At 38.3% G+C, this 22,187-nt stretch carries 27 protein-coding genes and 3 pseudogenes; 1 reads left to right on the top strand and 29 read right to left on the bottom strand.

Going from position 1 to position 22,187, the window contains the following annotated elements; translation table 11 throughout:
* Positions 1-275: 275 nt before the first annotated feature.
* The 16 genes and pseudogenes from G5B06_RS13085 to G5B06_RS13155 all read right to left on the bottom strand — a co-directional run bounded on the left by G5B06_RS13085 (position 276) and on the right by G5B06_RS13155 (position 13,774).
* A complete protein-coding gene (locus G5B06_RS13085; protein ID WP_173772237.1) occupies positions 276-2,069 on the bottom strand; it encodes a DUF4209 domain-containing protein in 1,794 nt (597 codons plus the stop codon).
* A gap of 123 nt (positions 2,070-2,192) precedes the next feature.
* A complete protein-coding gene (locus G5B06_RS13090) occupies positions 2,193-3,575 on the bottom strand; it encodes a DUF6034 family protein (protein ID WP_173772239.1) in 1,383 nt (460 codons plus the stop codon).
* A gap of 110 nt (positions 3,576-3,685) precedes the next feature.
* Positions 3,686-4,945 (bottom strand): sensor histidine kinase, encoded by a 1,260-nt coding sequence (locus G5B06_RS13095; protein WP_118069960.1) that lies wholly within the window; start codon positions 4,943-4,945, stop codon positions 3,686-3,688.
* A gap of 2 nt (positions 4,946-4,947) precedes the next feature.
* Positions 4,948-5,607 (bottom strand): response regulator transcription factor, encoded by a 660-nt coding sequence (locus G5B06_RS13100; protein ID WP_015525013.1) that lies wholly within the window; start codon positions 5,605-5,607, stop codon positions 4,948-4,950.
* Positions 5,608-5,777: 170 nt separating this feature from the next.
* Entirely contained in the window at positions 5,778-6,557 is a 780-nt protein-coding gene (locus G5B06_RS13105; protein ID WP_243006113.1) for a CPBP family intramembrane glutamic endopeptidase, read from the bottom strand.
* Positions 6,558-6,660: 103 nt separating this feature from the next.
* A complete protein-coding gene (locus G5B06_RS13110) occupies positions 6,661-7,917 on the bottom strand; it encodes an RNA-guided endonuclease InsQ/TnpB family protein (protein ID WP_244094570.1) in 1,257 nt (418 codons plus the stop codon).
* A 54-nt stretch (positions 7,918-7,971) separates the two neighbouring features.
* On the bottom strand, positions 7,972-8,382 hold the full coding sequence (gene tnpA / locus G5B06_RS13115) for an IS200/IS605 family transposase (RefSeq protein WP_192925805.1): 411 nt from the start codon (positions 8,380-8,382) through the stop codon (positions 7,972-7,974).
* 273 nt (positions 8,383-8,655) lie between these two features.
* Positions 8,656-8,925 (bottom strand): annotated as a pseudogene (locus G5B06_RS13120) (AAA family ATPase); the annotation flags it as partial.
* Positions 8,923-9,036 (bottom strand): annotated as a pseudogene (locus tag G5B06_RS19810) (helix-turn-helix domain-containing protein); the annotation flags it as partial. The pseudogenes G5B06_RS13120 and G5B06_RS19810, both read right to left, overlap by 3 nt.
* Before the next feature lie 119 nt (positions 9,037-9,155).
* On the bottom strand, positions 9,156-9,551 hold the full coding sequence (locus tag G5B06_RS13125; protein ID WP_173772242.1) for a DUF6483 family protein: 396 nt from the start codon (positions 9,549-9,551) through the stop codon (positions 9,156-9,158).
* Between the two features lie 24 nt (positions 9,552-9,575).
* Positions 9,576-10,076 (bottom strand): GNAT family N-acetyltransferase, encoded by a 501-nt coding sequence (locus G5B06_RS13130; RefSeq protein ID WP_110103120.1) that lies wholly within the window; start codon positions 10,074-10,076, stop codon positions 9,576-9,578.
* A gap of 45 nt (positions 10,077-10,121) precedes the next feature.
* Positions 10,122-10,499 (bottom strand): SdpI family protein, encoded by a 378-nt coding sequence (locus G5B06_RS13135; RefSeq protein WP_015525008.1) that lies wholly within the window; start codon positions 10,497-10,499, stop codon positions 10,122-10,124.
* 43 nt (positions 10,500-10,542) lie between these two features.
* Positions 10,543-11,559: a PDDEXK nuclease domain-containing protein gene (locus tag G5B06_RS13140; protein ID WP_110103119.1), complete on the bottom strand. Its 1,017-nt coding sequence runs from the start codon at positions 11,557-11,559 to the stop codon at positions 10,543-10,545.
* Between the two features lie 33 nt (positions 11,560-11,592).
* Complete coding sequence (locus G5B06_RS13145) at positions 11,593-11,922, bottom strand: hypothetical protein (protein ID WP_015525006.1); 330 nt, start codon at positions 11,920-11,922, stop codon at positions 11,593-11,595.
* 126 nt (positions 11,923-12,048) lie between these two features.
* Entirely contained in the window at positions 12,049-12,228 is a 180-nt protein-coding gene (locus G5B06_RS13150; RefSeq protein ID WP_015525005.1) for a hypothetical protein, read from the bottom strand.
* Positions 12,229-12,325: 97 nt separating this feature from the next.
* Positions 12,326-13,774, bottom strand: a complete 1,449-nt coding sequence (locus tag G5B06_RS13155; RefSeq protein WP_173772244.1) for a L,D-transpeptidase family protein — start codon at positions 13,772-13,774, stop codon at positions 12,326-12,328.
* 531 nt (positions 13,775-14,305) lie between these two features.
* On the opposite strand from G5B06_RS13155, the gene G5B06_RS13160 reads away from it, so the two are divergent.
* Positions 14,306-14,719 carry a hypothetical protein gene (locus G5B06_RS13160; RefSeq protein ID WP_044961941.1) on the top strand — a complete coding sequence of 138 codons (414 nt, stop codon included), beginning with the start codon at positions 14,306-14,308 and terminating at the stop codon, positions 14,717-14,719.
* Between the two features lie 110 nt (positions 14,720-14,829).
* Here G5B06_RS13160 and galT read toward each other — a convergent pair whose 3' ends face one another.
* The 13 genes and pseudogenes from galT to G5B06_RS13220 form a co-directional block, all read right to left on the bottom strand.
* Complete coding sequence (gene galT, locus G5B06_RS13165) at positions 14,830-16,320, bottom strand: UDP-glucose--hexose-1-phosphate uridylyltransferase (RefSeq protein WP_015524999.1); 1,491 nt, start codon at positions 16,318-16,320, stop codon at positions 14,830-14,832.
* On the bottom strand, positions 16,314-16,664 hold the full coding sequence (locus G5B06_RS13170; protein WP_173738945.1) for a DUF2500 domain-containing protein: 351 nt from the start codon (positions 16,662-16,664) through the stop codon (positions 16,314-16,316). Before G5B06_RS13170 ends, galT begins: the two co-directional genes overlap by 7 nt.
* A 1-nt stretch (position 16,665) precedes the next feature.
* A pseudogene (locus G5B06_RS19645) lies at positions 16,666-16,845 on the bottom strand (AraC family transcriptional regulator); the annotation flags it as partial.
* Positions 16,846-17,272: 427 nt separating this feature from the next.
* Positions 17,273-17,371 (bottom strand): hypothetical protein, encoded by a 99-nt coding sequence (locus G5B06_RS19815; RefSeq protein ID WP_158565314.1) that lies wholly within the window; start codon positions 17,369-17,371, stop codon positions 17,273-17,275.
* A gap of 25 nt (positions 17,372-17,396) precedes the next feature.
* Entirely contained in the window at positions 17,397-17,876 is a 480-nt protein-coding gene (locus G5B06_RS13185) for a hypothetical protein (RefSeq protein WP_059085791.1), read from the bottom strand.
* Between the two features lie 61 nt (positions 17,877-17,937).
* Complete coding sequence (locus tag G5B06_RS13190) at positions 17,938-18,132, bottom strand: zinc ribbon domain-containing protein (protein WP_173740084.1); 195 nt, start codon at positions 18,130-18,132, stop codon at positions 17,938-17,940.
* Positions 18,133-18,212: 80 nt separating this feature from the next.
* A complete protein-coding gene (locus G5B06_RS13195; protein WP_055056114.1) occupies positions 18,213-18,593 on the bottom strand; it encodes a DUF4825 domain-containing protein in 381 nt (126 codons plus the stop codon).
* Between the two features lie 92 nt (positions 18,594-18,685).
* Complete coding sequence (locus tag G5B06_RS13200) at positions 18,686-19,018, bottom strand: DUF1648 domain-containing protein (protein WP_055056115.1); 333 nt, start codon at positions 19,016-19,018, stop codon at positions 18,686-18,688.
* A gap of 59 nt (positions 19,019-19,077) precedes the next feature.
* Positions 19,078-19,266 (bottom strand): hypothetical protein, encoded by a 189-nt coding sequence (locus G5B06_RS13205; RefSeq protein WP_055056116.1) that lies wholly within the window; start codon positions 19,264-19,266, stop codon positions 19,078-19,080.
* Positions 19,267-19,324: 58 nt separating this feature from the next.
* Complete coding sequence (locus G5B06_RS13210) at positions 19,325-20,302, bottom strand: hypothetical protein (RefSeq protein ID WP_055056117.1); 978 nt, start codon at positions 20,300-20,302, stop codon at positions 19,325-19,327.
* 85 nt (positions 20,303-20,387) lie between these two features.
* Positions 20,388-20,591, bottom strand: coding sequence for a PF20097 family protein (locus G5B06_RS19820; protein ID WP_055056118.1), 204 nt, complete (start codon positions 20,589-20,591; stop codon positions 20,388-20,390).
* A 100-nt stretch (positions 20,592-20,691) separates the two neighbouring features.
* Positions 20,692-21,024 carry a DUF3784 domain-containing protein gene (locus G5B06_RS13215; RefSeq protein ID WP_055056119.1) on the bottom strand — a complete coding sequence of 111 codons (333 nt, stop codon included), beginning with the start codon at positions 21,022-21,024 and terminating at the stop codon, positions 20,692-20,694.
* A gap of 245 nt (positions 21,025-21,269) precedes the next feature.
* A complete protein-coding gene (locus G5B06_RS13220; RefSeq protein ID WP_244094571.1) occupies positions 21,270-21,794 on the bottom strand; it encodes a hypothetical protein in 525 nt (174 codons plus the stop codon).
* Positions 21,795-22,187 lie beyond the last annotated feature (393 nt).

The raw sequence follows: 22,187 nt of genomic DNA on the forward strand, positions 1-22,187 counted from the left end.
CTGTATAAAATTTTCAATGTTCTTCAATTTAGCCTTGACTTTTTATTTGCAGGCTCTATTTTTATAAAAAAAATATATGCTTATGAAAAACACTCTGACTACTAAGTTGGAGTGTTTTTATAATTCATATTATATTTATAGATTTACTCTCAGTGCTACACATTCCGGGGGTTGAGGCCGTCCCCAAAGTGCGTTTTGATGTCCAAACGCTATGCTTGCCAGATACTTCCGAACACTTTTTAAGGAAACCATACCATCCGTCCAACCATTTTATATTAATTCTCATCCATATTATCTTTCTTCTCCATCAGCTGTTTCAGCTTTTTATTTATTTTGCTTCTATTCTCCTCCTGTAATTTTCCGCAGAATAGATAGCAAAATTTCAGTGCAAACCACCAGATATACAAAGCTTTAAAGCTCTGGAATGCCTGATCATCCAGCATTCCATGTGCCACATTGTTGCGCATGTTAAATCCAAATTTTGAACAAAAAATCGTATTTAAAGCAAATATAAGGTCTTCATCCAGACTTTCTTTTACTCCTTCCAATTCTAAGACAGCGTGCATTGATTTTATTTCTTCAATCCCTTCTTCATTCATGTTATAAACAGGTTCTCCACATTCCACTGCCAGATATCTTACTGCATTTTCTATCTGTGGAATCAGGATACTGAGCGCCGTCAAGAAATCTCCAGAAAAGCCAAACATGAGACCCTTGGTATACGATTCTTTTCTCCCCTCCGGAATCGCACAACTTACATCTACAATCTTTTTTATATCACTCTCTTCGATCAAAAATCTGGAACGAATATATTCAAACGTATTGCTCCCCAGGATCTGTGCAAAATAATCCATCTCCATGGCTGCTGTCCGCTCCATATTATCCTTAAGCGCACCTTCATCGATTGTTCCATCGGGCTTTTTCACAGGCCCGCTTTTAGCAATTAATTTTCCTCCTTTTCCAAGGATTGCCGCTGGAAATATCGTGTTCAGGATCCCAGTCCTATTTAATACTTGATTCTTTACCTTTTCTCTTACCGGAATCGGAAGAAATGAAGCAAAATAACATAATGCCTCTTCTTTATCAAGATCTTCCAGTTGGCGGAACAGTTCTTTTACAATGCCGCTGGCATCCTGTTTATCACTCCATACCATCATCTCCGAAAGGGAAGCTTCTTCTATCTGTGCTATTTCCTGCAACAGTGCCTTTCTTTCTTCTTCCGTACCCTGTATGGTCTTTAACAACTGAATAACCTCTTTCAAATAGTGAATCTTTCTCATTAAATTTCCTTTGGAAGAGGCCCCGGCATATTCAGCCTCCATCCGGATAGCTTGAATCTTACGTCTTCGTATCGCAATCAGTTTAGGTTCAGTAATACACTTTTTCTTCTGCCAGTTATTTTTTCTGCAATAGAGTTCTTCCAACAGATCACAAAACTTACCAATGAGCGGTGCATCACAGCTATTATCATCGTAAGTTTTCAAGATATTTTCCACATAAGGGATCAGATATCCTGTATCCACTTTTTCCTCCATGGCAGTTTTTATCAAATATCCAATTTTTGCGTGGCTGCTGTTATCATACTCTTCTAATACTTTTATCAGCAGATTCTTTCGCACCTCTTCATTGATTTCCTTGCTTCGGATTTTTTTAGAGATAAACAAGATCCGGTTTATAGCCATGATATGATCTGCAAATGCACCGGTGTTCTTCAGGTGTTCGTAATAAGCCGTTTCTGCTATTTTAGCATTTGAAAAATCATTTTCCACAACCCATAAAAAATCCGATATCTTTGCCTTGTTGATCGGTGCGATGGGATAGCTTCGGATTTCCTCCAGCAATGCCTGATACTCTTCTCTATTTATATCTTTCCGATTCCAAATGCTGCGGGCATAGGAAAACGGTACGTCTTTAGGCGTATCAATCCATCGTTCCACAATAATATCCACCAGAAGATTCCTGAATTCCCCATCCATCGGTCCGCAGAAATCTGTCAGTGCTTTCTCTGCCGTTTGAAAATTAGGTTCTTTTAAAATCTCTGCGATCCGCTCTGCCATTTTTTCTGCCATACATATTCCTCCAACCTTTTTCTATAGGAAAAGTATAACGTATTTTTCTTTTTCCTGTAAAGCAGAAAGACCTGAAATTCCAGGTCTTTCGGTCATCATTGATTAGAAATTGAAATTCACACTCTATTTTATATCCTTGGAGCCCATAGAAGTCGCCCATCCAGCCTGAATCCTTTGTATTACGCTTCCATCCCGTGCATCGATCGTAAGGAGTGGAACACCTGCATTATCCATCGTCACGTCTCCCATGACCGGTCCATCCTCCCCATTTCCGTACTCATACTCTGGCTCTTTGGATGTCCAGGTTCCATAAAAATCCCACACCGGGATCAGGACTGCTTCGGTATCGCTGCCTTCACTGTCTGGCATGCACATATAACCCAGCTGTACCTTTGTTATGGTTATCTCCGCACTCTGTGCATCAATGGACGGATAACGGTAGTGGCTTCCTCCATCAACAGAGATCAGCCGATTCTTGTCTTCTGTCATGACCTGCAAAGTGATCGTTTTTTCAAAGATATCCTTGACCTCATCAAAAGGAAGTAAGAACAGCCTCTCATCGGAAGCATTCGATGCTTCTATGGGATTTCGGTGCAGAAAACTCTGAAGTGTCCCACTGCAAAAGTCCATCGTCAGTACTTCATTTTCCCATCCTTCAGACTGTCCTTCATGAAGTGTTCCATCTTCGTTTTCCCATTCAAGAGCCTGCTCATTAACAGGCAGAGAGGTTTCCCTCACATAATTAACCGGAACCCCGTCTATCATCCGTTCAAAAATGAAATCATCTTTTTCCAGGGTAGTGCTTCCTTCAGTAAGTGCTTTTGAGGAACTTTCAAATATCTCCCAGTCTCCGGACACAAGACCTGAAACCTTCTCCTTTGCTTCCTTTTCAGATACTTTCCCGCTTCCTGCCTTTATATAATTTTGAAAGCGTTCTTCCCTTTCTTTTTTCTCACTCGATTCCAGGGTCATGTCTCCACAATCGTCAAAGATAAACTTCGCTATCCCAAATCCGAGTTCCTCCACATCCGATACCTGCTCACTCTGTGTATAAGAATACCGATAGGTCAGTCCATCTACTGTATATGTCCCCGCCTGTTCGTTCTCATTCTTCTCTTCCTGCATGGGCTGTCCTTTTCCGAATGTGTCTTTTATTTTATTCTGTTCTTCTTCAGGAATCGCCACCCTTTTTACTTTTTTTAAACAGATTGCATCTACATCCGGGACTTTTACCGGTGCATCCGCTGTCAGGGTAAAATTCATCGGGGTTTCTTTATCCTCCCGGTCCGCTGATCTTAGATCTGCTTGGATTGTTGTCTGGTATGTTTCCGGTGCCTGAACCTGTTCGGCAACGATTTTCTGAACTGTCTCCTTTTTCTCTTCTTTTTTCTGTTCTGTCTGATCTTTTTCTTCCACAACAGCAGACTGGACAATACGGTCACATCCGGATAATGTCAAAAGATTCATACACAGAACGGCTCCCATAAACATTTTTATTTTCTTCATCCTTTTTCCATCCTTTCCTTTCGGTATTAAAAAAGGTACCCTCTTCTTATGAGAAAAGAGTACCATATTGCTTTGCCGATGTATTCATCAAGATGTAAACAAATTGTAAATCAGAAGATGGCTCTTACCGTGGTCCCCTCTCTCTGTCTGCTTTCGATTTTCAAGCATCCGCCATGGATTTCAGCCACCTTCACACAGAGTGCCAGCCCAAGTCCGGATCCGCCTTCTTTTCGGCTTCGTGATTTGTCCACCATATAGAATGCATCTGTGATCTTTCCCAGTTCTTCCTCCGGGATCCCCATTCCGGTATCCGACACCTCAAAGATCTTTTTTCCAGCTTTCTCATAAGCCTTTACCCAAATGCTTCCACCGGCATCCGTAGCCTTTAGGGCATTGTCGATCAGGTTTATCAGAAGGCTTTCCATCAAGGCCGGATCCATTTTCATGGAAAAGGCTTCACATTCCATCTTGAGGTGCACCGCTTTCTTTTCTGCCTGTTCTTTTTCCATGTCTATGACATGGTTTAAAAGGTCACCTGCCATGGTCATTTCCATCTGTATGGCATGGTTCTGATAAAGCCCCAGCATCTGCAGCATCTTCCCAGAAAGAGCCTCCAGGCGCTTTCCCTCCCGGTTGATATGTTCCAGTGCCCGGTCTTTCTGTTCATCTTTCAGCTTTACATGGCGCAGGGTATCCGAATACCCGATAATGGACGTTAACGGGGTACGCATTTCATGGGAAAGTGCCCCCATGAGCAGCTCCTGTTTCTCTGCCACTTCCTGTAACTTCTCCATCTGTTCCACAGTTCTTCGCATCATCATATAAATAAAAAGGCCGGCGATCAGGAACACAGCCAGATAAATTCCCAAAAACCAGACAGCGGTCTGTCTCAGCTCTGCAAAAAGCCCTGTGACTTCCCGGACAGAGAGGACTTCGTATCCTTCCGGTCTGGATAATGGTTCCAGCTGGAGAAGGAGGTATTTCTGTCCCAGTTTCTGTATCTTGTAGGCATACGGATCTCCTTCATCCTTTAAGCCTAAGTTTTCGAGCCCCACCACTTTATAATCTGTCAGGTTTTCAATGACGGCATTGCTTTTTCGGTCGATCAGGGCCATGCCTTCCCCACAGCATCGCTGGAACTGAAAGCCCATATAAGCCTGCTTTCCAGTCTCGGACATCTGCTCATATTTGCTGTTATCCCAAAATTGTTCCAGGAGTATCTTGCCATTTTCCAGCTGTCTTCCGTAGGTCTCTGCAGCATTATTGAGGCTTCGTTTTCCTGTGATATAAAGACTTAGCGTTCCCACTGGGATCAGGGCACATAATAGCGTTACCAGCATAAGAAGTACCGTTCGTTTCCACAGCTTCATCCTTATTCCTCCAGACGGTATCCAAGTTTCGGGATCGTCCTGATCTCATCATAAAGTTCCAGCTTTTTTCTGAGCTGTCCGATATGGACATCCACCGTCCTGCTTTCTCCCAGGTAGTTTTCTCCCCAGACCCGTTTTAACAGTTCTTCCCTTCCAAGCGCAATATTCTTATTTTGCAGGAGCAGCACAAAGAGGTCATATTCCATTGGCTTTAGGCTTACCGGAAGCCCGTCTTTGTAGACCTGATGGCTTTGCATGTCCACCAGGATGTTCCGGACCGTTAAGACTTTCTTGGCCCGTCCCGTCCTCTCCAGCACCTTCTCAATGCGTACCAGAAGTTCCAGCATCTCAAAAGGTTTTACCATATAATCTTCCGCACCCAGCTTTAATCCCTTCACCTTGGAAGCCACATCATCCTTTGCAGTCAGGTAGAGCACCGGAAGCTCCTTCTTTTTAAAATCCTCCATCAATGCAAACCCGTCTTTTCCCGGCAGCATGATATCCACTACTGCCAGGTCCGCGTCCTCCTGCCATAAGAGCAGCCTCTGGGCTTCTTCCCCATCATACGCTGCCACAGTCTCATACCCTGCTGCCTCCAGGTTCATGCACAGCAATTCTGAAATTGCACGGTCATCTTCTATCACCAAAATTTTATTTTTCATTCCCGTTGCCACCTCTAACGCTTTTCTATAGTATAGTTTTTTATATCCCAAGTCTACATTGCATTTGTTCTTGTTTTCTCATCATTTATACGCATCAGGGCACGATAATGTGACCAGCTCAATTCAGGGCACAGTGTGTCTCGAATTAGAAAAGTACAATAAAACTGAAATTATAGATTTTTGTCCCTTTTCTTTTTTGCCATTACGAATCCAAACATTAAAATCAAGTTCATAAACAGTACAACTATGCTACCTTCAATTTTACAGCTGCCACCCGACAAAATTGAATTTCCACTAATTACCATGTTGAACAAATGCGGATAATCTTCTGCTAATGATACTCCACCCAAAATAATTGCACCAACTCCATTCCATAAAAAATGGATTACAATCGGAGCAACTAAGGATTCCGTGTATTCCAAAACTGCCGTCACGAAAAGACTCATCGTTATAACGTTTAGTACAGGAAGTATTCCTGCCTCAAAAGCCCCACCATGTGCAAATGTAAATAATCCGGTAGATATAAGGACAGCGACAACGATGTTGTAATTATTTTTTATCATCTGATATAAGTAACCACGAACTAACACTTCCTGCATAACGCTATTGATAAAAGCTGAAAATAACCATAACCAAAGCATAGAAATTTGGTTTCTGCCATTAATATGTATGACCCCTGTTAAAGATAATATTACAACAGATACTCCTAACCAAATAGCTCCTGTGATACACCCAAGTACGATATTATAAACAGGTTTTCCAGTCAGATGTAATCGTATGTTTCTTTTATCTATTAACCAGAAAATAATTGTAAAACCAATAACTGACAATAATGGAATCAATTCTGCCCAAAATCTCCAGACTGCCGCACTTTTTGTATCTGGTATAGGCAAAATTGAAACACATATAGCCCAGCCTACAAAAAAGGCAAACGTTTTTAATGATACCAATAGTGAACTACTCGGCAACTGAGTTATCAGAGCATCTGAAATCTGGCGGGATACTGCCTTTTTTCAGGGTGCGTCCATGACACCAATACTGCTTGCCTTTCGGCTATGCAGCTACTTTTATTATTTCTGGATTTTTTAGTCCGGTTACGGACAGTTCTTTCTGCTTTCCGGATACGGAAAGATATTTCCGCAGGATATTAAATGCTCCTACTGCATCTGCATTGTATCTTACTCCATCAGTTATATACATGCCCCGTTCTTTTCGGTTTGATGCTTCTGCATATCTTTTTGATACTTCCGGTGATAATGGGCTGCACTGGCTGGTATAGCTTTTCTCTTGTTTTATCAATGGAATCCCATACAGTTTCAGCTTATATTCCAGCATGATATACAGCTTATTATACGGCAGGCTGTGAAGCTTCTGGTTGGTCTTATGCCCCATATCTTTTTCTTTGCGGATATTTCGCATGTCTCCCACAACCACACAGCGGATATCTTCTTTTCTGCAGTATTCTGCAATCCATCTGGTCACTTTGTGAAGATAATCCTTTACTGCATTCTGCTTTTTCCTGTAAAATCTCCGGATATGTTTCGATGATTTTGGATATTTTATTCCTCTTTCCGATTGCTGCGCATACCATACTGACTGCACTCTGGCGATTTCTTTATTAAAATACCTTTCCAATGAAAGATATTTTCTTCCAAGGATAAAAGTCCTGCCATTTTCGGAATCATAACAGGTCATCAGATTATGAAGTCCCAGATCAACAGATAAATAATGTTCATTCTGAGAGAGCTGCTCTGGTTCTTCAATCTCATAGATAACAATAAGGTCGCATTTTCCGTTTTCCGGTGGATAGATCCGCAGCTGTTTTATATGATCCATGTCCCTGAAAATCTTATTTTCAAGATATAGAAATTTTTCATGGATCCCATATGTTTCTTCTATGTAGCTTTTCAGATCCTTTGGCAGAGACAGCCGCAGCTGGTCCGAACCTTTCTCATGCCGGAGCCCCATCTGCATGTATGTGACCGGTATATTTCCCTGTTTAAAATGAGGTGGATTTGGATCTTTGATCCCTCCGGTCTTTTTAAGGACATAAAAGGATCTCCATGCTTTGTCCAGCTGCTTGCAGGTCTCCTGTGCTGTCTGTGACGGAAGCTGTTTATACCACAGATTTCCTTTATGTGCTTTTTTCTGGTAATACCAGTCAGGATACTTTTCCAGTCCCAGTTCTTTATAATGGTGACGTTCGTAGTTACAGATATTCCAGAGTTTGGATGCTGCATAACACATATGCCCTATGATATTGGAATATTCCGGCCGGATTTTTACAGATGTTCTGTGTGACAGCAGCATTCCTCTTCCCCCTTCAGACAGTTATGCGGACCGCTATTCACAGTCCGTCTTAAATCAATACGACTTGCTCTGATGTTCAATATAACGGCGGATATTTTCCTCAGATACAGATCCGATTGTTTCCACATAATAGGAATGATTCCACAGCTCTCCCTTCCATAGCTGGTTTCTTATTTCCGGAAAACGTTCGAACAGTTTTCTGCCGGTGATCCCCTTCAGATACTTGACAATTGCTGTTATGGACAGCTTTGGCGGAGCTGATACAAAGCAATGGACATGGTCACCTTCACCACATTCGAATAGATGAACGGTAAACCCCTTATCCTCAGCAATCTGCTGCACCAGTTCCTGAAGGTATTCCTCAATTTCTGGGTTTAATATCTTCCGCCGGTATTTCACCGACCACACCATATGGTAGTTGATATTACATACACAAGTCCTGTAATGTATTAGATTTTCTTTCATACATATAGTATAACATGATGAGCGGAAATACGCAACAAAAAATCAAACATATTTTCGATTGATTATATGCCAGTTATGGCATTAATATCAAGGGAGATTATTATATTATCAGATTATTTCAATGTGCAGCCATGCACACTCCTGCGCTTTCATCTCGGTAATTGAATTGCCGAGGATTCCCGCTTATTGTCCTAATTTCTTCATGTAATATTTTCCTCTACAATCCTGATTTTCTTAATTTCACAAACTTGAATCCGTCGATTCCTTTCTTGTCTAATCTGTTAGCAATTTATCCAACAGCATCTGCCTGTTATTTATGAACATTTCTGTTACCCGATAGCTCTCTGTTTCTTCATATTCGCATAAATGTATTCGTCCATCATCAAAACAATAGATATCTGCATCAGGTATTCCTAACAAAATTGGCGAATGCGTAACTATAATAAACTGTGCTCCCTCTTTTGCACAACTATATATTTGCATCAACAATGTAAGCTGTCTCTGTGGGGATAATGCAGCTTCCGGTTCGTCAAAAAGATACATCTGTAAAATTCTTTGCAAATCTGGAACAGCTCCTGCACTTTCCCACTTAGATACTGCCTGTTTGGATACGCCCAACTGATTGGCTAGTTCTTCCGGTAACAAAATGTCAATAGTTTTTTAATCACTTTTTTCAAAAAGGCAAAAAAAAATAGAACGTATAGATTATTTCCATACGCTCTATCTCATATTTCATATTAAATTTTTGAATTCTACAAACTGGATTTTCTGCATTACTCATCATCCTTAATCATATATAACAAATTATTATATCCTGACTGCACAAGTAATTGCTTAAAGCCAGAAAGCACTTCTTCTTTTGTATAATTGTTGTTAATCAAAAACTCACTATCTTTCTCATTAAGGTATTGATAGAAAAGAGCTGCCGCCATCACTTCATCATTATTTGCATAATCAATGTTATCTAAAAGTATATTCTCTGCTTCGTTAATTTGCCCTGAATCAATCATATCAAGAAAACTTTTCAAATTTTTCCCTGACACTTCATATTTGTTTTCTTTTTCAAGCTCAACAGAAACATACTTTTTCCCATATATTAAAGAGAATAATATTCTCACCATTTCTTTTATCATTCGCATAATGTAATCTTTCTCATCCGTGAAATACATTTTCCACCTCCTCAAATTCTAAATTTATCTTACTTTCCCATAAATACATAAATCAAAAATATTGTTATTCTTAATAACTGCTTTTTCCATTTTTCCTTCAAGTAAAAAGCCATTTCTTTCTAACACTTTTCTTGATGCGATATTTGCTTCATATACAAGCCCTGTAATACGGATAATGTCTAATGTTTCAAATGCAATTTCACAAATCTGTCTTACTGCTTCACTCATAATGCCTTTTGAATATACTTCCTGCAATAAATAATAACCAATTTCAGAATCCTTGCGATACACATCGTCCTTCTGTTCAACAGATATCGTTCCTACAATTTTACCATCAACAACAATCTCTCGAAAGACACCTTTTTTACCTTCGTTGTCTTTTACCATGGTTAACCACCACTCAGCAGATGCATTTGTATATGGATTAGGTAATCTATCAGATAAAAAACTTCTATCAATTGAATTACACATTTTTATTAATACTTCTTTATCTTCAACCGACCACTTTCTTAATTCTATATTCATATCTATGTTCTCCTATAAATTCCGATTTTCTTGATTCTGCAAACTTTATCGTCTTGTTCCATTCTTATCAAAATTCTTTTTTAATGCTATTTCTGTTGGGAGAATAGACCCAATTAAAGGAATAAGTTGAACACCACAAATAATTCCTCCCATACTCCCAACACAATCTTCATTTTTTCCAATTACTAAAAGCATGAATATTACTGTTATCGGCAACATAACCATTCCACAGACATACCAGACTTTACCACAATATTTATGAGCAAATTCCCATGTGTCTTTATTCTTCATAGACATCGAAGTTCGATATCCAAATACTGAATTTATTTCCTTTGGAGCCTTTTTCATAAAATATCTTCCAAAACCAATCATCGTAAATGGAAGAAGCAAATCCATAATCAACATAAAAATCCAAAACTTCATTGTGAATCTCCTTTACTATAACTTCCGCTTTGTATTTTCGTTTTTATTCTTTTTTGTAAAATTCTTTCAAATTTAATTCACGTTTCAATTCTTCCTCTGACGGCAGATAGGTGAAATATTTCGATGCAAATATCTGGTGATTATCTTCAGGAAGCGTATATTTTACAATAGAATCTCCCTTATCTGCACAAAGTACAATTCCAATAGGCTGCGTGTCTCCTTCATTCATCATTTCACGAGTATAGTAATTCACATACATCTGCATTTGTCCTAGATCCTGATGGGTCAGTTTACCCATTTTCAAGTCAATGAGAACGAAACATTTTAAAATATAGTTGTAAAATACCAGATCAATAAAAAAGTCCTGTCCATCCAATGTAAATCTTTTCTGGCGTGCTACAAATGAAAATCCTCTTCCAAGTTCCAAAAGGAAATGTTGAAGATGATCAATCAATGCCTGTTCCAAATCTCCTTCATATACATGTGTGTCAGGCTGAATCTGCAGAAATTCCATAACATAAGGATCTTTCACTATTTTCTCATATTCTGGTTTTGGCTCTGTTATTTGAATTTCATTTGCAACCGCTATCTTATCCTGGCTTGCTAAAATACGCTGATAATACATCGTGTTGATCTGCCGTTCCAGTTGACGAACACTCCATGCTGCTTTTGCACATTCTTCCATATAAAATCTTCTTGCCTGTTCATCATTTATACGCATCAAGACACGATAATGTGACCAGCTCAATTCAGGACACAGTGTGTCTCGAATTGGAAAAGTGCAATAAAACTGCCTCATCTTACGAAGATTCGATTTATCAAAACCTTTTCCGAACTCTGCGGTCAGCTGCTCAGAAAGATATTCCAATAATTTCTTTCCGTATTCTGCGCGATCATTTTCTCCACATGCTTTAAAAATCTGTTCTCCAATTTCCCAATAAGTTGTTACCATAGCAGAATTTACCGCTGTGCTTAAACGATGTTGTGCAGACACAATAGAATTACGAATAGAATGATAAGTCTGTTCTGCATTTTGATTTTTTTGTAAATTATAATCCATGCTCTTTACTCCTCTGAATTTCCAAAATAGAACTTACTGTTCTTCTATTGATTCAATATTTTCAATCCGCATCAGCTTAACTACCTGCTTATCTTTTTTCTCTGTATAACAAATTTTTATCCATTCATCATCTGCGTCTATTATCTTGCAGGATAATTCAGTTTTTCCCGCAAAACTAAAAATGAACTCTGATCTGATAATACATTGTTTTCCTACAAGATCATTAATCAGCTTTGACATATATGCCACTCCTCTCTGCTTTTTCTCTAACCGTTTTACTTTCGTTTCCAAACGCTTTACTTTTCCCGGATACGCCGAATAACAAAGTAGCAGCAATAATGCTGCAATTCCAAACCATTCCATATTATTCTCCTTAGCAAACTTAACGCTAATATGTCTGTTCCTTAAAATATCTTTTGCCATTCAAATCATATCACACTATCAGCCATATTTCCATTTCAATTTACTTAGGCAAGTCACTTCGCTCAGCTACATTTCCCGTTGGCTTGCTTCTGTAACCAGCATCCTCTTGCTTTTCTCCTGCAAGGTTTCCTTTGCATCATCATCAATCGAATAGTTCTCATTTATCTCGATTTTTTTCGGTTGCCGGTCAAAATGGTCAAAGACTTCTTTCCATATCTGGATGGAACATACACACTTTTCTTCCATGAAACTATTGCTGATAATTATAAAAAAACAGAAGACCAATTAAGATCTTCCATTTTATAAACAAACCTCTATATAAAACTATATATCCTGCCCATTTTTAATAAAAACAGACAATCGGCACACTTTCGTCTATCCTATTATAAAGTTCTGCCGCTTTGTCCGCCGGAAGATTAATGCATCCATGGGATCCACCACCTTCTCGGAAACGATTTCCTCCAAAGTATGGCTGCCATGAAGCATCATGAAATCCAATCCCCCCATTAAAAGGCATCCAGTAAGTTACTGGTCTTTCATATTCATATTTCCCATTTTCCAACATCTTTCCTTTCAGCACAGATGGACTTTTCTTGTAATACAGTTGAAAAATTCCCGGTGGTGTCTGCCGTTCTGCATACTGCATATCTCCTGACACAATATCCGATTCCAAAATGATCGAACCATCCTGATAGTAATATAAATGCTGTGCAGACAGGTCCACTTCAATATACGTGCTGCCTATATCATTCATACCCCGTGCATTTGCCCGCATAGCGTATACCGGTTCCCGGTTTATCTGTACTCCTGCAATCATTTCCTGCATAATGGTTTCTATTTCCTTTTCCTGATCGATCTTCCATCCATAAACGGAACTATACACCTGAACAGTACGTCCGCTTGTTGTACAAAATTCCCTCTCTGTATTTACGGTATCATGTGTGGCAGCCAGCTTTGCCACATATTCTGCCACGTACTGTCTCAGTTCATCCTCATTTTTTTGCAGCCGTCCTCTCTCATCAAAAATGAGCCAGTTTCTGATCTCGTCCCCCTCCAATGTTACCGTTTCTTCTCCAAATATATATACGATTTTGGTCCGGATCAGATTTTGGCATTCTTCCAATGAATTTTTAAGATCTGGATCATCTTTCATTACTGCCGCTTTTACATAAACAGCCGGACAGCTATTCAGGTCAATCGTTCTTTTTTTGTCAGTAACCGCTTCTGACAGTGCCTGATAAGCTCCATTGAAATCCATGGTATTCCCTTCTGTTTCCGGTACGATTTCAAACTTCGAATCTTTATAAGCTATATAAGCATCTTCTGGTGCTGTCTGATTCTCTTTTTTTACACATTCCAGTTTTTCCAGCTGTTCTTTTAACTTCACTTTATCATAGGTCATATTTTCCTTGGCTGTATAATTTTGCTTTTTCCAAAATCCCCGAACCCATTTATATGGTTTTTGTTCATCCAGATATTGGGAAATACTGCCATCCGAAACATAACGATATTCGATCAATTTTCCATTGATACTCTGTGATTTCAGATTTCTTGCCTTTACTTCCAGCAGATAGTCCTCTGCTTTTTTAGCAACCGCCTGTTCTGCCTCTTCCGATGTTTTTCCAGAACAGTTAATTCCATTGATCGTTGTTCCCCGAAAAAATCTGTCTGAATAGTAATAAGACATTCCTGCATAGCCAGCCATAGCAAAGAACACTATGATGACAGTGATTATTATCCATATTTTTTGCTTTCCATTATCCTTACCGGTTATCTCTTTTCTTTTTCCCATCCATGCCCCCTGTTTTTAACGATAAACAGCATTCAGACAAATTTTTTAAATCGTCTGATGTTAATATCTCCGATTTAATAAAAAATAACCAAGGCTGCCGGAAAAAACATTTTCTTTTACAAACAGTAAGCTGATTTCTACAAAATATTTTCCCTCTGCTCTTTTACGGATAGGAACACCGCATCATCATTTATCTCACATTTAGCACTTTTGGGGTACTTTCAGACACTTTCCTTTTTCTCTGTGAACAGAACCCTGAAAACAGGAAAAAAAGGGCTGCCATGACCGGTCAGGGATTTTTCATCCTTGACTGATTCACGACAGCACCTAATCAGATCTCACTTATTTTCTTCTATACAAAATCGCTTCTCTGTTTTCTCCTTCTGTCCGGCTGGATTGTACACGTGTTTGTTTTACACTAATCAGATGCAGATACAAGCAAATCGGTTCTCATAATAATAAATTTTTTCTTTCTATCGAATTTTCCTGGTTCATTTGGTAAAATGTCCTTATCTGACAGGAGGGGATTTTTTGAAAAGAGTATTTGATAGTCCTTTTTTGAATAAAGCTGCACTGGTGCTGATCTGGCTTCTATTAATGGGCGGGACATTCTTTTATGCCAATAAAAACTATTTTCTTTACCATGAAAATCCAAATTTAATCAAAGCAGACGGATATTATCTTTATAATTTTGGTAGTCCGCGTCATTATTACTGGGCACTGCCTGTTAAATTCACCCATGAAGGCAAAGTATATCATTCTCAGCTTCCTTTAGATATACGAGATGAAAGTTCATCCTGTACTGTAGATCTTCGCATTTACATACCGGCAGATTCTTCTGGCAGTGCATTTGCATTCCGAAACAATATCACCATTCCTGCACTATGGAGGATCTTTATTTTTGTTCCACTGCTACTTCTTCTTACATCTAAAAGAAAAGCCTAGGAAGGTTTCACACCTTATAAAAAATATTCTATTTTCATCATCTTCCTTAAAAAAAAAATGGGAGGTTTCACTTACCTCCCATTTCCCAAAGAATCCTTTTATTTCAATTTTTATAATGTTTCAAGAAAACGCATGAATGCTTCTCTTCCCTCGGTCGTACATTTGTATACTCCTGCATCTTCCAGAACATGGGTAAATACGATTCCAATCTCTTTCTGAAGAATGCCATGGATGTTTTCTTTTGTGATTTCCGAATATTTCGGAAGAAACTTCTTAACCCACTCTGCATGTTTCTCAATCTGTTCATTTGAAGAAATATCTTTGCCTTCGAGAATATACTCTTCCAAAAGTTCCATCTCACCTTTTAATCTGGCCGGAAGAACTGCAAGTCCCATAACTTCGATCAGACCGATATTTTCTTTCTTAATATGATGATATTCTGCATGCGGATGGTACACTCCCAGCGGATGTTCTTCTGTTGTGATGTTGTTCCTTAATGTCAGATCCAGTTCGTAGGTATCACCTACTTTACGTGCAATTGGTGTAATTGTATTATGTGGTTCTCCATTGGTCTCAGCATAAATAAATGCTTTTTCATCGGTATAGCCTCTCCATACTTCCAGCACATGTGTTGCCAGATCTACCAAACGGTTGAAATCTTTATGTCGAATACGAAGCACAGATAATGGCCATTTTACAATTCCAGCCTCTACATCTTCAAATCCCGGAAGTACCACGTGCTGCTCAATTGGTGCTTTTGCCATTGCAAATGTATAATGTCCACCCTGGAAATGATCATGGCTTAGGATCGAACCACCTACGATCGGCAGGTCTGCATTAGATCCAAGGAAATAATGCGGAAACAGTTTTACAAAATCAAACAGTTTAATGAATGCATTTCTCTCGATTTTCATTGGAGTATGCTGGCAGTTAAACACAATGCAATGCTCATTGTAATACACATACGGAGAATACTGGAATCCCCAAGGAGTATCATTGATTGTGATCGGAATAATTCTGTGGTTCTGCCTTGCCGGATGATTAACACGTCCCGCATATCCTTCATTTTCCGGGCAAAGAAGACATTTCGGATAACTTCCGGATTTTACATTCCTTGCCGCGGCAATTGCTTTTGGATCTTTTTCCGGTTTGGACAAATTGATGGTAATATCAATCTCACCGTATGGACTGTCTACCTTCCACTTTTGATCCTTCTCTACACGATACCTGCGGATATAATTGCTGTCCTGACTCAGCTTATAAAAATAATCAGTAGCTTTCTTCGGGCTTTCTGCATATTTGTCCCAGAATTCTTTTTGTACCTGACCCGGACGTGGCATCAGACAGTTCATCAATCTGGTATCAAATAAATCCCGGTATACAATACTGTCCTCAATCAGACCTCTTTTTACGGCTTCATCCAGCAATTCGTCCAATGTTTCTTCAAGATTAACAGGTTCCTCAATGTTGTCCGGTTTTTCATAATCATCTTCATGAAAAACATCCAGCAGAAGATTTGTTGTGTAGTTTCTTTCACATTCCGGTGTCAGACCTGTTGTAATCCCATACTGTACCAGTTTTGCAATGCTTTCACTTAACATTTTTCTTCCTCCTGTGCTTCACTTTTAAATTTATATTTTTGGTAACATATATACCGATTTCCCTGATAAGTCAGCATACCTCGATCGCCTTTTTCCAATTCACGAAAATCTCCCTGTTGCATTTGAAATTCCATCAAACTTCCATCTGTCATCTCAAATACAACGCGAAACCAAGGTACATGTGCTTCAGACTGCATATGGGTATAGATTCCTTGCTTCTTTTCAACTACAGTCGCATCAACAGATTCAACTGCCGCACTGCTGTTATTGCTGAAACTTAACAACATTTTGGTAAATACAAACATCATGATTATGAGTGCTGCTATACAGATTATAAATGCCATCCTATTTCTCCATTCCAGATATTTCATCCTGGGTCTGACTTATATATTGTTCACGATAAAGATTCCGATATTCCCTTGGCGTTACTTTATATCTATCACGAGATACCCGGTTAAATGTCCTTTGGCTCTCAAATCCTGCATCCAGACAAATGTCTGTGATGCTCTTATCAGTACATTCCAATTAATCTCCTGCAAATTTTGTCTACTTTTTCTTCCCATTTGGCAAGTAATATACGTCTTCTGATATTATAATGTGCTTGTAAGATAAAGAAAGGAGGAAAACGAAATGAAAAGATTTAAAGCATACGTCAACTACCTCATGAACTTCTATGCCAACTACTTCAGAATTTACCGCTATATGTAAAGGACACTCCTGCCATCACAGGAATGTCCAATACAGAAACCCAGTTTCAATGGTTTCCCTTATTATACTCTAATTTAGTTGCATTTGTACATGAACAGGATTCTCGAAAACATAGACAAAATTGAACAGAATTATGAAAATACTCTTACCACGTTTTTTGATTTTTAAACCACTTATTAGCAGACGGATCCGCCAATGCTGAAAACGGATAGGCAGTTTTCCTTTCAGCTTTCAATTTGTCCAATTAATAATCTCTGAATTTCCATACATCTGATGGATTTGCATTTTTCATCCTCAGCATTCTTTGAAGCTGCTCTTCTGTAAACCACAAATCGTGCAGTATTTTTCCGAAATATAGAGGCTAGATATCAGACCGCTTCATTGCAATTATAAACTGTTGATTTACCAAGATTATTTACATATACGGTAATCAAGTCGCCTTTCTTAAGATCCGGCTTTTCCCATACCAAACGGCTTTTATGATAATACACTTTATCATGATATGTAAAACTATATAGTATCCTGTATGGAATCTGTCTTCTATATCTTGTGTATTTTTGCAAATATACTTTTTCTACCAAGCCCTTCACTTTTGTACCATTTTCGATTAATTGTAAATGTAATTTATCAAGCTTTGCAGTATAAATTCCAAGAGCAGCACTTATTATACACAAAAGCACCCCGGTTATAGAAAACACAGTTCCCAACATATCTGGATTCTGAATACCTGAGTTTACTGCTGGTTTTAATATCCCAAGAAAACTTAAGATACCGGAAACAAGAAAGAATGTTCCTATCCAAAAGAAGATAACTCTCAATAAATCTTCTGTATAATTAAGTTTTTTCATATTTATTTTCTCCACAAGCATTCCATCAAAATTTTTTATCCTGTTTCAATCATATCTAATTTTACTTCAATTTAGTTAAATCCTCTAAATACATTTCTGTATGTCCACACTCTGGACAGACTGCAACTTTAACATCATCTATAGTTGTCGTTTTTTGTTTTTCATCTACATCTACAACGATCGCATAGCCACCGCCATTAACTTTAAGTCTTAAATCCGCTCTCATGACTGTTCCACACTTTTCGCATTTTCTCATTGCTGTCCTCCAAATACATATTTCGCTTTCCTATTTTTCTTACTACATAATAGCAGACAAAATATTAACCACTGAATGATCTACCGTTCATACGATGCAATGATTTCCTTGCTATCCGCTATTTTATAATCAAGTGTTTCCAAATTACCAATCAAATCAAATGTCATATCCGCATTAACTTGCAATTCATCTTCAATCTTAACTGCAGACGGCTCAACTTTTAGAAATACTGTTAATCCATAAGGCTTCGTTTCAGACTGTATCTGTATGCTATCATAAGAATATCCTTCCGGATACTCTTGCCCACTTACAATATTTATAACATTCGAAGAATCTCCTACATAATCTGTCTTGTACTGTGACAGGTCAGGAATCTCGTACAGTTCTTCTTTTCTGCCACATGCAGAAAGCAATATTGCTGATACCGTAAATAAAATAATTGGAATTACTTTTTTCATCATGAACCAGCTCCTCTTCACACTTTGATATAAAACAGCCTGCCCAATGAACCAGAAACTGCCATATATCTGCTTCTTTATTTATAGATCAGCCTTTAAACAAACGAAGCATAAATCATAAAAATTTCTGCGATCAATATAATTCCTAAAACACAATCAATCATCAGGTTATATTGACCAACTGTTAGCCAAGTCTTCGAATGCATCAGAACATACTTTATACTTTTTATACCACTCAAGATTGTAACAGCCAGAAGGAGTATCGGCATTAAAAAAATTTCTATCTTATTGCCAAAGTCATCTGCGACTCCATTCCCAGCAAAGTGAACGGGAATAATCTCCGGTAAGAAAAAGAAGCTTATTATCGCAATCGCAATTCCAACGATGCAAATTCCCCATGTTAATTTCCTGCTGCTTATACCATCCATAACAGTGCCTTCCTCTCATATGTCAGATACTGGTACTTACTCAAAGCCCTCTAATAAGCTTACTTTTTGAGCAATTCTATAACAACCCAGCATGTAGCTATTGTTTGCATCAGAAAAACGAAATCACACACATATTTCATTCCAAATTTCATAGAAGAGCTCCCAATCAATCCAAAACCTATGCAAGTCGCACCTATGCTGAATATCAAAGCCAGAATACAAATAAGTACCTTATATTCTTTTTTCATATCCCTTTCCTCCCACATCTACATTAATTTGTTGATAAAGATTTAAGGTTCCATATTTCTATTTTACATGAAGAATATGCTGCCTTGCCTCATCCGGAACGATATCTAATAAATATGTTTCCTTAGAAGAAATTTTTTCAAGAAACTCATCCAGTAAATTTTCTTCCTTACCTTCTGCTATTGGCAGAAGTTCCTTATACAAAACCGTAGGAATTCCAATAGAATACTTTTCTTCCTCATATACGAGAGAACCAAATGTCCAGTCTTCCTGTTCCTCTGGGCCTAATTCCACAATCAACTCAACAATCGGCAAATAATGATATATTTGCAGGAAACTTAAATTGACTTCAATCTGTTCCATTCCACCCTCTGGGTCTTTTTCCGTTATCTCTATTCTCTTTCCTGTTACGGTCATTACAACTAAAGAATTTTTTGGAGGTTTTCCATTTATCTTATCTATTGATTTTGCTTGAATATAACCACGTTCCATAGCATTTGAATCATAAGCGCTATAACCTTTTGATTCGAAAACACCATAATAACGGTTCGAATTGTTTATTGCTATTAGATCCGGTGATTTGTATGTAGTTTTGCCATTAACTGAAAAAAATCGATGTTTTTTTATGCGTGGATGTGAACTAAAGTTTGATATCATCGATAAGTGAACCATATACTCATAACCATATTTTTTCTTTCCCAGTACAGTGATAAGTATCATTCCAATCCAATAATTAATTGCACCAATTTCTGTACTATCCAAATAGACTTTTCTTGCAGGATCGAATAAAAGTTCTCCGTTTGGCAATAAAGCAACATATGTTTCAAACAATTTAATTTTGAAATATATCTCCTCTTTACGATTTCTTTTGTTCGCCTTGTTCAAATATATATCTGGCATCCCAGCTGACACAATAGCATCCATTAGTTCCACTCCGGTAAATGACAATGTTCCATTGCTTCTTTTATTGTGGTCAGAAATTTTTCCAGGTTCCAGATACAACTCTATATAGTAAATATCTCCACGTTTTATCTTCATCGCCTGATTCCTCGCAATTAATCGTATTCGAATTCAATTGGTTCCCATCTCTACTTAAAGCATATTTTTCAAAGAATTGAAAATCTCAATATTCGTAAGGGACAATAATCTTTCTGCAAAAATCACAATTATATGCAGCTATGCGGTCTCCAGATATCCTTGCTGCCAACTCTGGATCCGTATTTAACCGCAAACTCTCAGAGCCTTCTTTCCACTCCAGTCCTGCCCCTGCACCAACCGCATGCAACTGACCCTTTCGCATTTTTCCTTCACAATATGGACATCTCATATTCACGTCATCTCCTTTAAGTAATTAAAGTTCCTCTTGTTCCCGAGAATTATCCTGTTCCTGGATAGCTTGTATATCTTCTTTCGCATATAATTTTTGCCTAAATGTTCTTTTCTATTTTTTCTCGTTTCATACGTTCTTTCATCAATAAAACAAATTGAACGGTCCATATTACACACGCTGCCAGACACCCGATTCCACTGTATAATAAATCTATGGCTGCCCCGGCTACAAATGGCAGTGCCATCCACATCATCCGATTTCCATATACTCTGCACATTTCTTTTTCATCATACTGTTTTCGTTCTTCCTTAGATTTCATATTATAGCCAGACAAAAATGCAGCGGCCTTTCCATTTGATTTTACAAAGCAGATTCCGAATAAAAACATAATCACTGCCATTCCCAAATCAAAGATAACACAAATTAGCATTGCAGACACCTCACTTCCCGCTCTGGCTATCAAATAAAAAAAGCCAAACACAACAGTAAAACTTATTATGTTTGGCTAGGTCAACTTGTTATTTTTTTATCACTTCTTATGGTTGTATTATACTATATATTTCTCTATAGTAAAACAATTTTTTATTTTAATATTATATTTCTACTATCATCAATTTTTCAGATATTTTCAACGCATAAACAATGCTATTAGCTACAATATTTCCGTAAAATTCATCATAGGTTTGTGTAAACGCAAAGTGTAAATGCCGCCAGAATCTTGGTAATTGCTAATTGTTTACGCCCGTATTCGGTGGTTCGCAGGATGCTGTCACCGCCCGTTTGATATTCTCCAGCGAAAGTAGGTACTGCGATTGCCACGCACAAAATAGCAAGGAACAAAATATAAAACTCAATATAATCAAAGGCATCTTTAGAAATTCCAGAATGAAGATAAAATGGCGTATCAAGTTCTGAATATTTTTCAAGAGCTTTCTGCTGTGCGGTTTCGTTTTCTCTTTGCTCGTTCCGCATGACATCCTGTAAATGTTTTGCGCACTTTTCATAATAGGCTCCGTTAATGTCATTCGGGTCAATATCCATTAAATCAGCACCAATGTCTGTTAATGGATCAGCAAACGCTTCGGACAGACCGTTCAGTAAGGGACGGATCGGGACGATTTTTCCAATATATACAGCCAGATGAAAGCCATCTTCCTCGACCGGCCCATATTCTCGACCGCAGCTTTGATAAGTTTCCAAAGCCGATTTGATCCTATCCGGGGTCGCATATTATCTGTCCTCCTTTTCCAAATCTGTCTGCGGAAACAACCACAGATACAGATCTTCCAATCGTGGTTCCGTTGTAACAGATTCATCAATTTCCAAGTGTTCGGACAGATAACGAATAGAAACCTGATTGTGATCTTCGCCTCGCTGATTGATAATGCGCAGCCGCATTTCACATTCCGGCAGCTTTGAGGTCGGAATTATGCAGTTCCAAACCTTGCCCTCAATCCGCTTGACAGATTGGAGATTTTTTTCTTTTTCACATCGGAGAGCGAAAGAATGTCCAACAAATGATTAATCTTTTTGGTAGTTATCTCATTCATTATGGAATACTATTGAAAGTAGACATTTTTTTGTGCAAAACCA

The sequence above is a fragment of the Blautia luti genome, assembly GCF_013304735.1.
Taxonomy (GTDB): domain Bacteria; phylum Bacillota; class Clostridia; order Lachnospirales; family Lachnospiraceae; genus Blautia_A.

Coding starts and splice junctions, on each gene's coding strand:
- G5B06_RS13100 (WP_015525013.1), bottom strand. CDS start 5,607: ATGAAAAATAAAATTTTGGTGATAGAAGATGACCGTGCAATTTCAGAA.
- G5B06_RS13095 (WP_118069960.1), bottom strand. CDS start 4,945: ATGAAGCTGTGGAAACGAACGGTACTTCTTATGCTGGTAACGCTATTA.
- G5B06_RS13125 (WP_173772242.1), bottom strand. CDS start 9,551: ATGTATTTCACGGATGAGAAAGATTACATTATGCGAATGATAAAAGAA.
- G5B06_RS13155 (WP_173772244.1), bottom strand. CDS start 13,774: ATGGGAAAAAGAAAAGAGATAACCGGTAAGGATAATGGAAAGCAAAAA.
- G5B06_RS13090 (WP_173772239.1), bottom strand. CDS start 3,575: ATGAAGAAAATAAAAATGTTTATGGGAGCCGTTCTGTGTATGAATCTT.
- G5B06_RS13200 (WP_055056115.1), bottom strand. CDS start 19,018: ATGGATGGTATAAGCAGCAGGAAATTAACATGGGGAATTTGCATCGTT.
- galT (WP_015524999.1), bottom strand. CDS start 16,320: ATGTTAAGTGAAAGCATTGCAAAACTGGTACAGTATGGGATTACAACA.
- G5B06_RS13190 (WP_173740084.1), bottom strand. CDS start 18,132: ATGAGAAAATGCGAAAAGTGTGGAACAGTCATGAGAGCGGATTTAAGA.
- G5B06_RS13185 (WP_059085791.1), bottom strand. CDS start 17,876: ATGAAAAAACTTAATTATACAGAAGATTTATTGAGAGTTATCTTCTTT.
- G5B06_RS13170 (WP_173738945.1), bottom strand. CDS start 16,664: ATGGCATTTATAATCTGTATAGCAGCACTCATAATCATGATGTTTGTA.
- G5B06_RS19820 (WP_055056118.1), bottom strand. CDS start 20,591: ATGAGATGTCCATATTGTGAAGGAAAAATGCGAAAGGGTCAGTTGCAT.
- tnpA (WP_192925805.1), bottom strand. CDS start 8,382: ATGAAAGAAAATCTAATACATTACAGGACTTGTGTATGTAATATCAAC.
- G5B06_RS13110 (WP_244094570.1), bottom strand. CDS start 7,917: ATGCTGCTGTCACACAGAACATCTGTAAAAATCCGGCCGGAATATTCC.
- G5B06_RS13195 (WP_055056114.1), bottom strand. CDS start 18,593: ATGATGAAAAAAGTAATTCCAATTATTTTATTTACGGTATCAGCAATA.
- G5B06_RS13130 (WP_110103120.1), bottom strand. CDS start 10,076: ATGAATATAGAATTAAGAAAGTGGTCGGTTGAAGATAAAGAAGTATTA.
- G5B06_RS13210 (WP_055056117.1), bottom strand. CDS start 20,302: ATGAAGATAAAACGTGGAGATATTTACTATATAGAGTTGTATCTGGAA.
- G5B06_RS13135 (WP_015525008.1), bottom strand. CDS start 10,499: ATGAAGTTTTGGATTTTTATGTTGATTATGGATTTGCTTCTTCCATTT.
- G5B06_RS13140 (WP_110103119.1), bottom strand. CDS start 11,559: ATGGATTATAATTTACAAAAAAATCAAAATGCAGAACAGACTTATCAT.
- G5B06_RS13085 (WP_173772237.1), bottom strand. CDS start 2,069: ATGGCAGAAAAAATGGCAGAGCGGATCGCAGAGATTTTAAAAGAACCT.
- G5B06_RS13205 (WP_055056116.1), bottom strand. CDS start 19,266: ATGAAAAAAGAATATAAGGTACTTATTTGTATTCTGGCTTTGATATTC.
- G5B06_RS13150 (WP_015525005.1), bottom strand. CDS start 12,228: ATGGAAGAAAAGTGTGTATGTTCCATCCAGATATGGAAAGAAGTCTTT.
- G5B06_RS13145 (WP_015525006.1), bottom strand. CDS start 11,922: ATGGAATGGTTTGGAATTGCAGCATTATTGCTGCTACTTTGTTATTCG.
- G5B06_RS13215 (WP_055056119.1), bottom strand. CDS start 21,024: ATGCTAATTTGTGTTATCTTTGATTTGGGAATGGCAGTGATTATGTTT.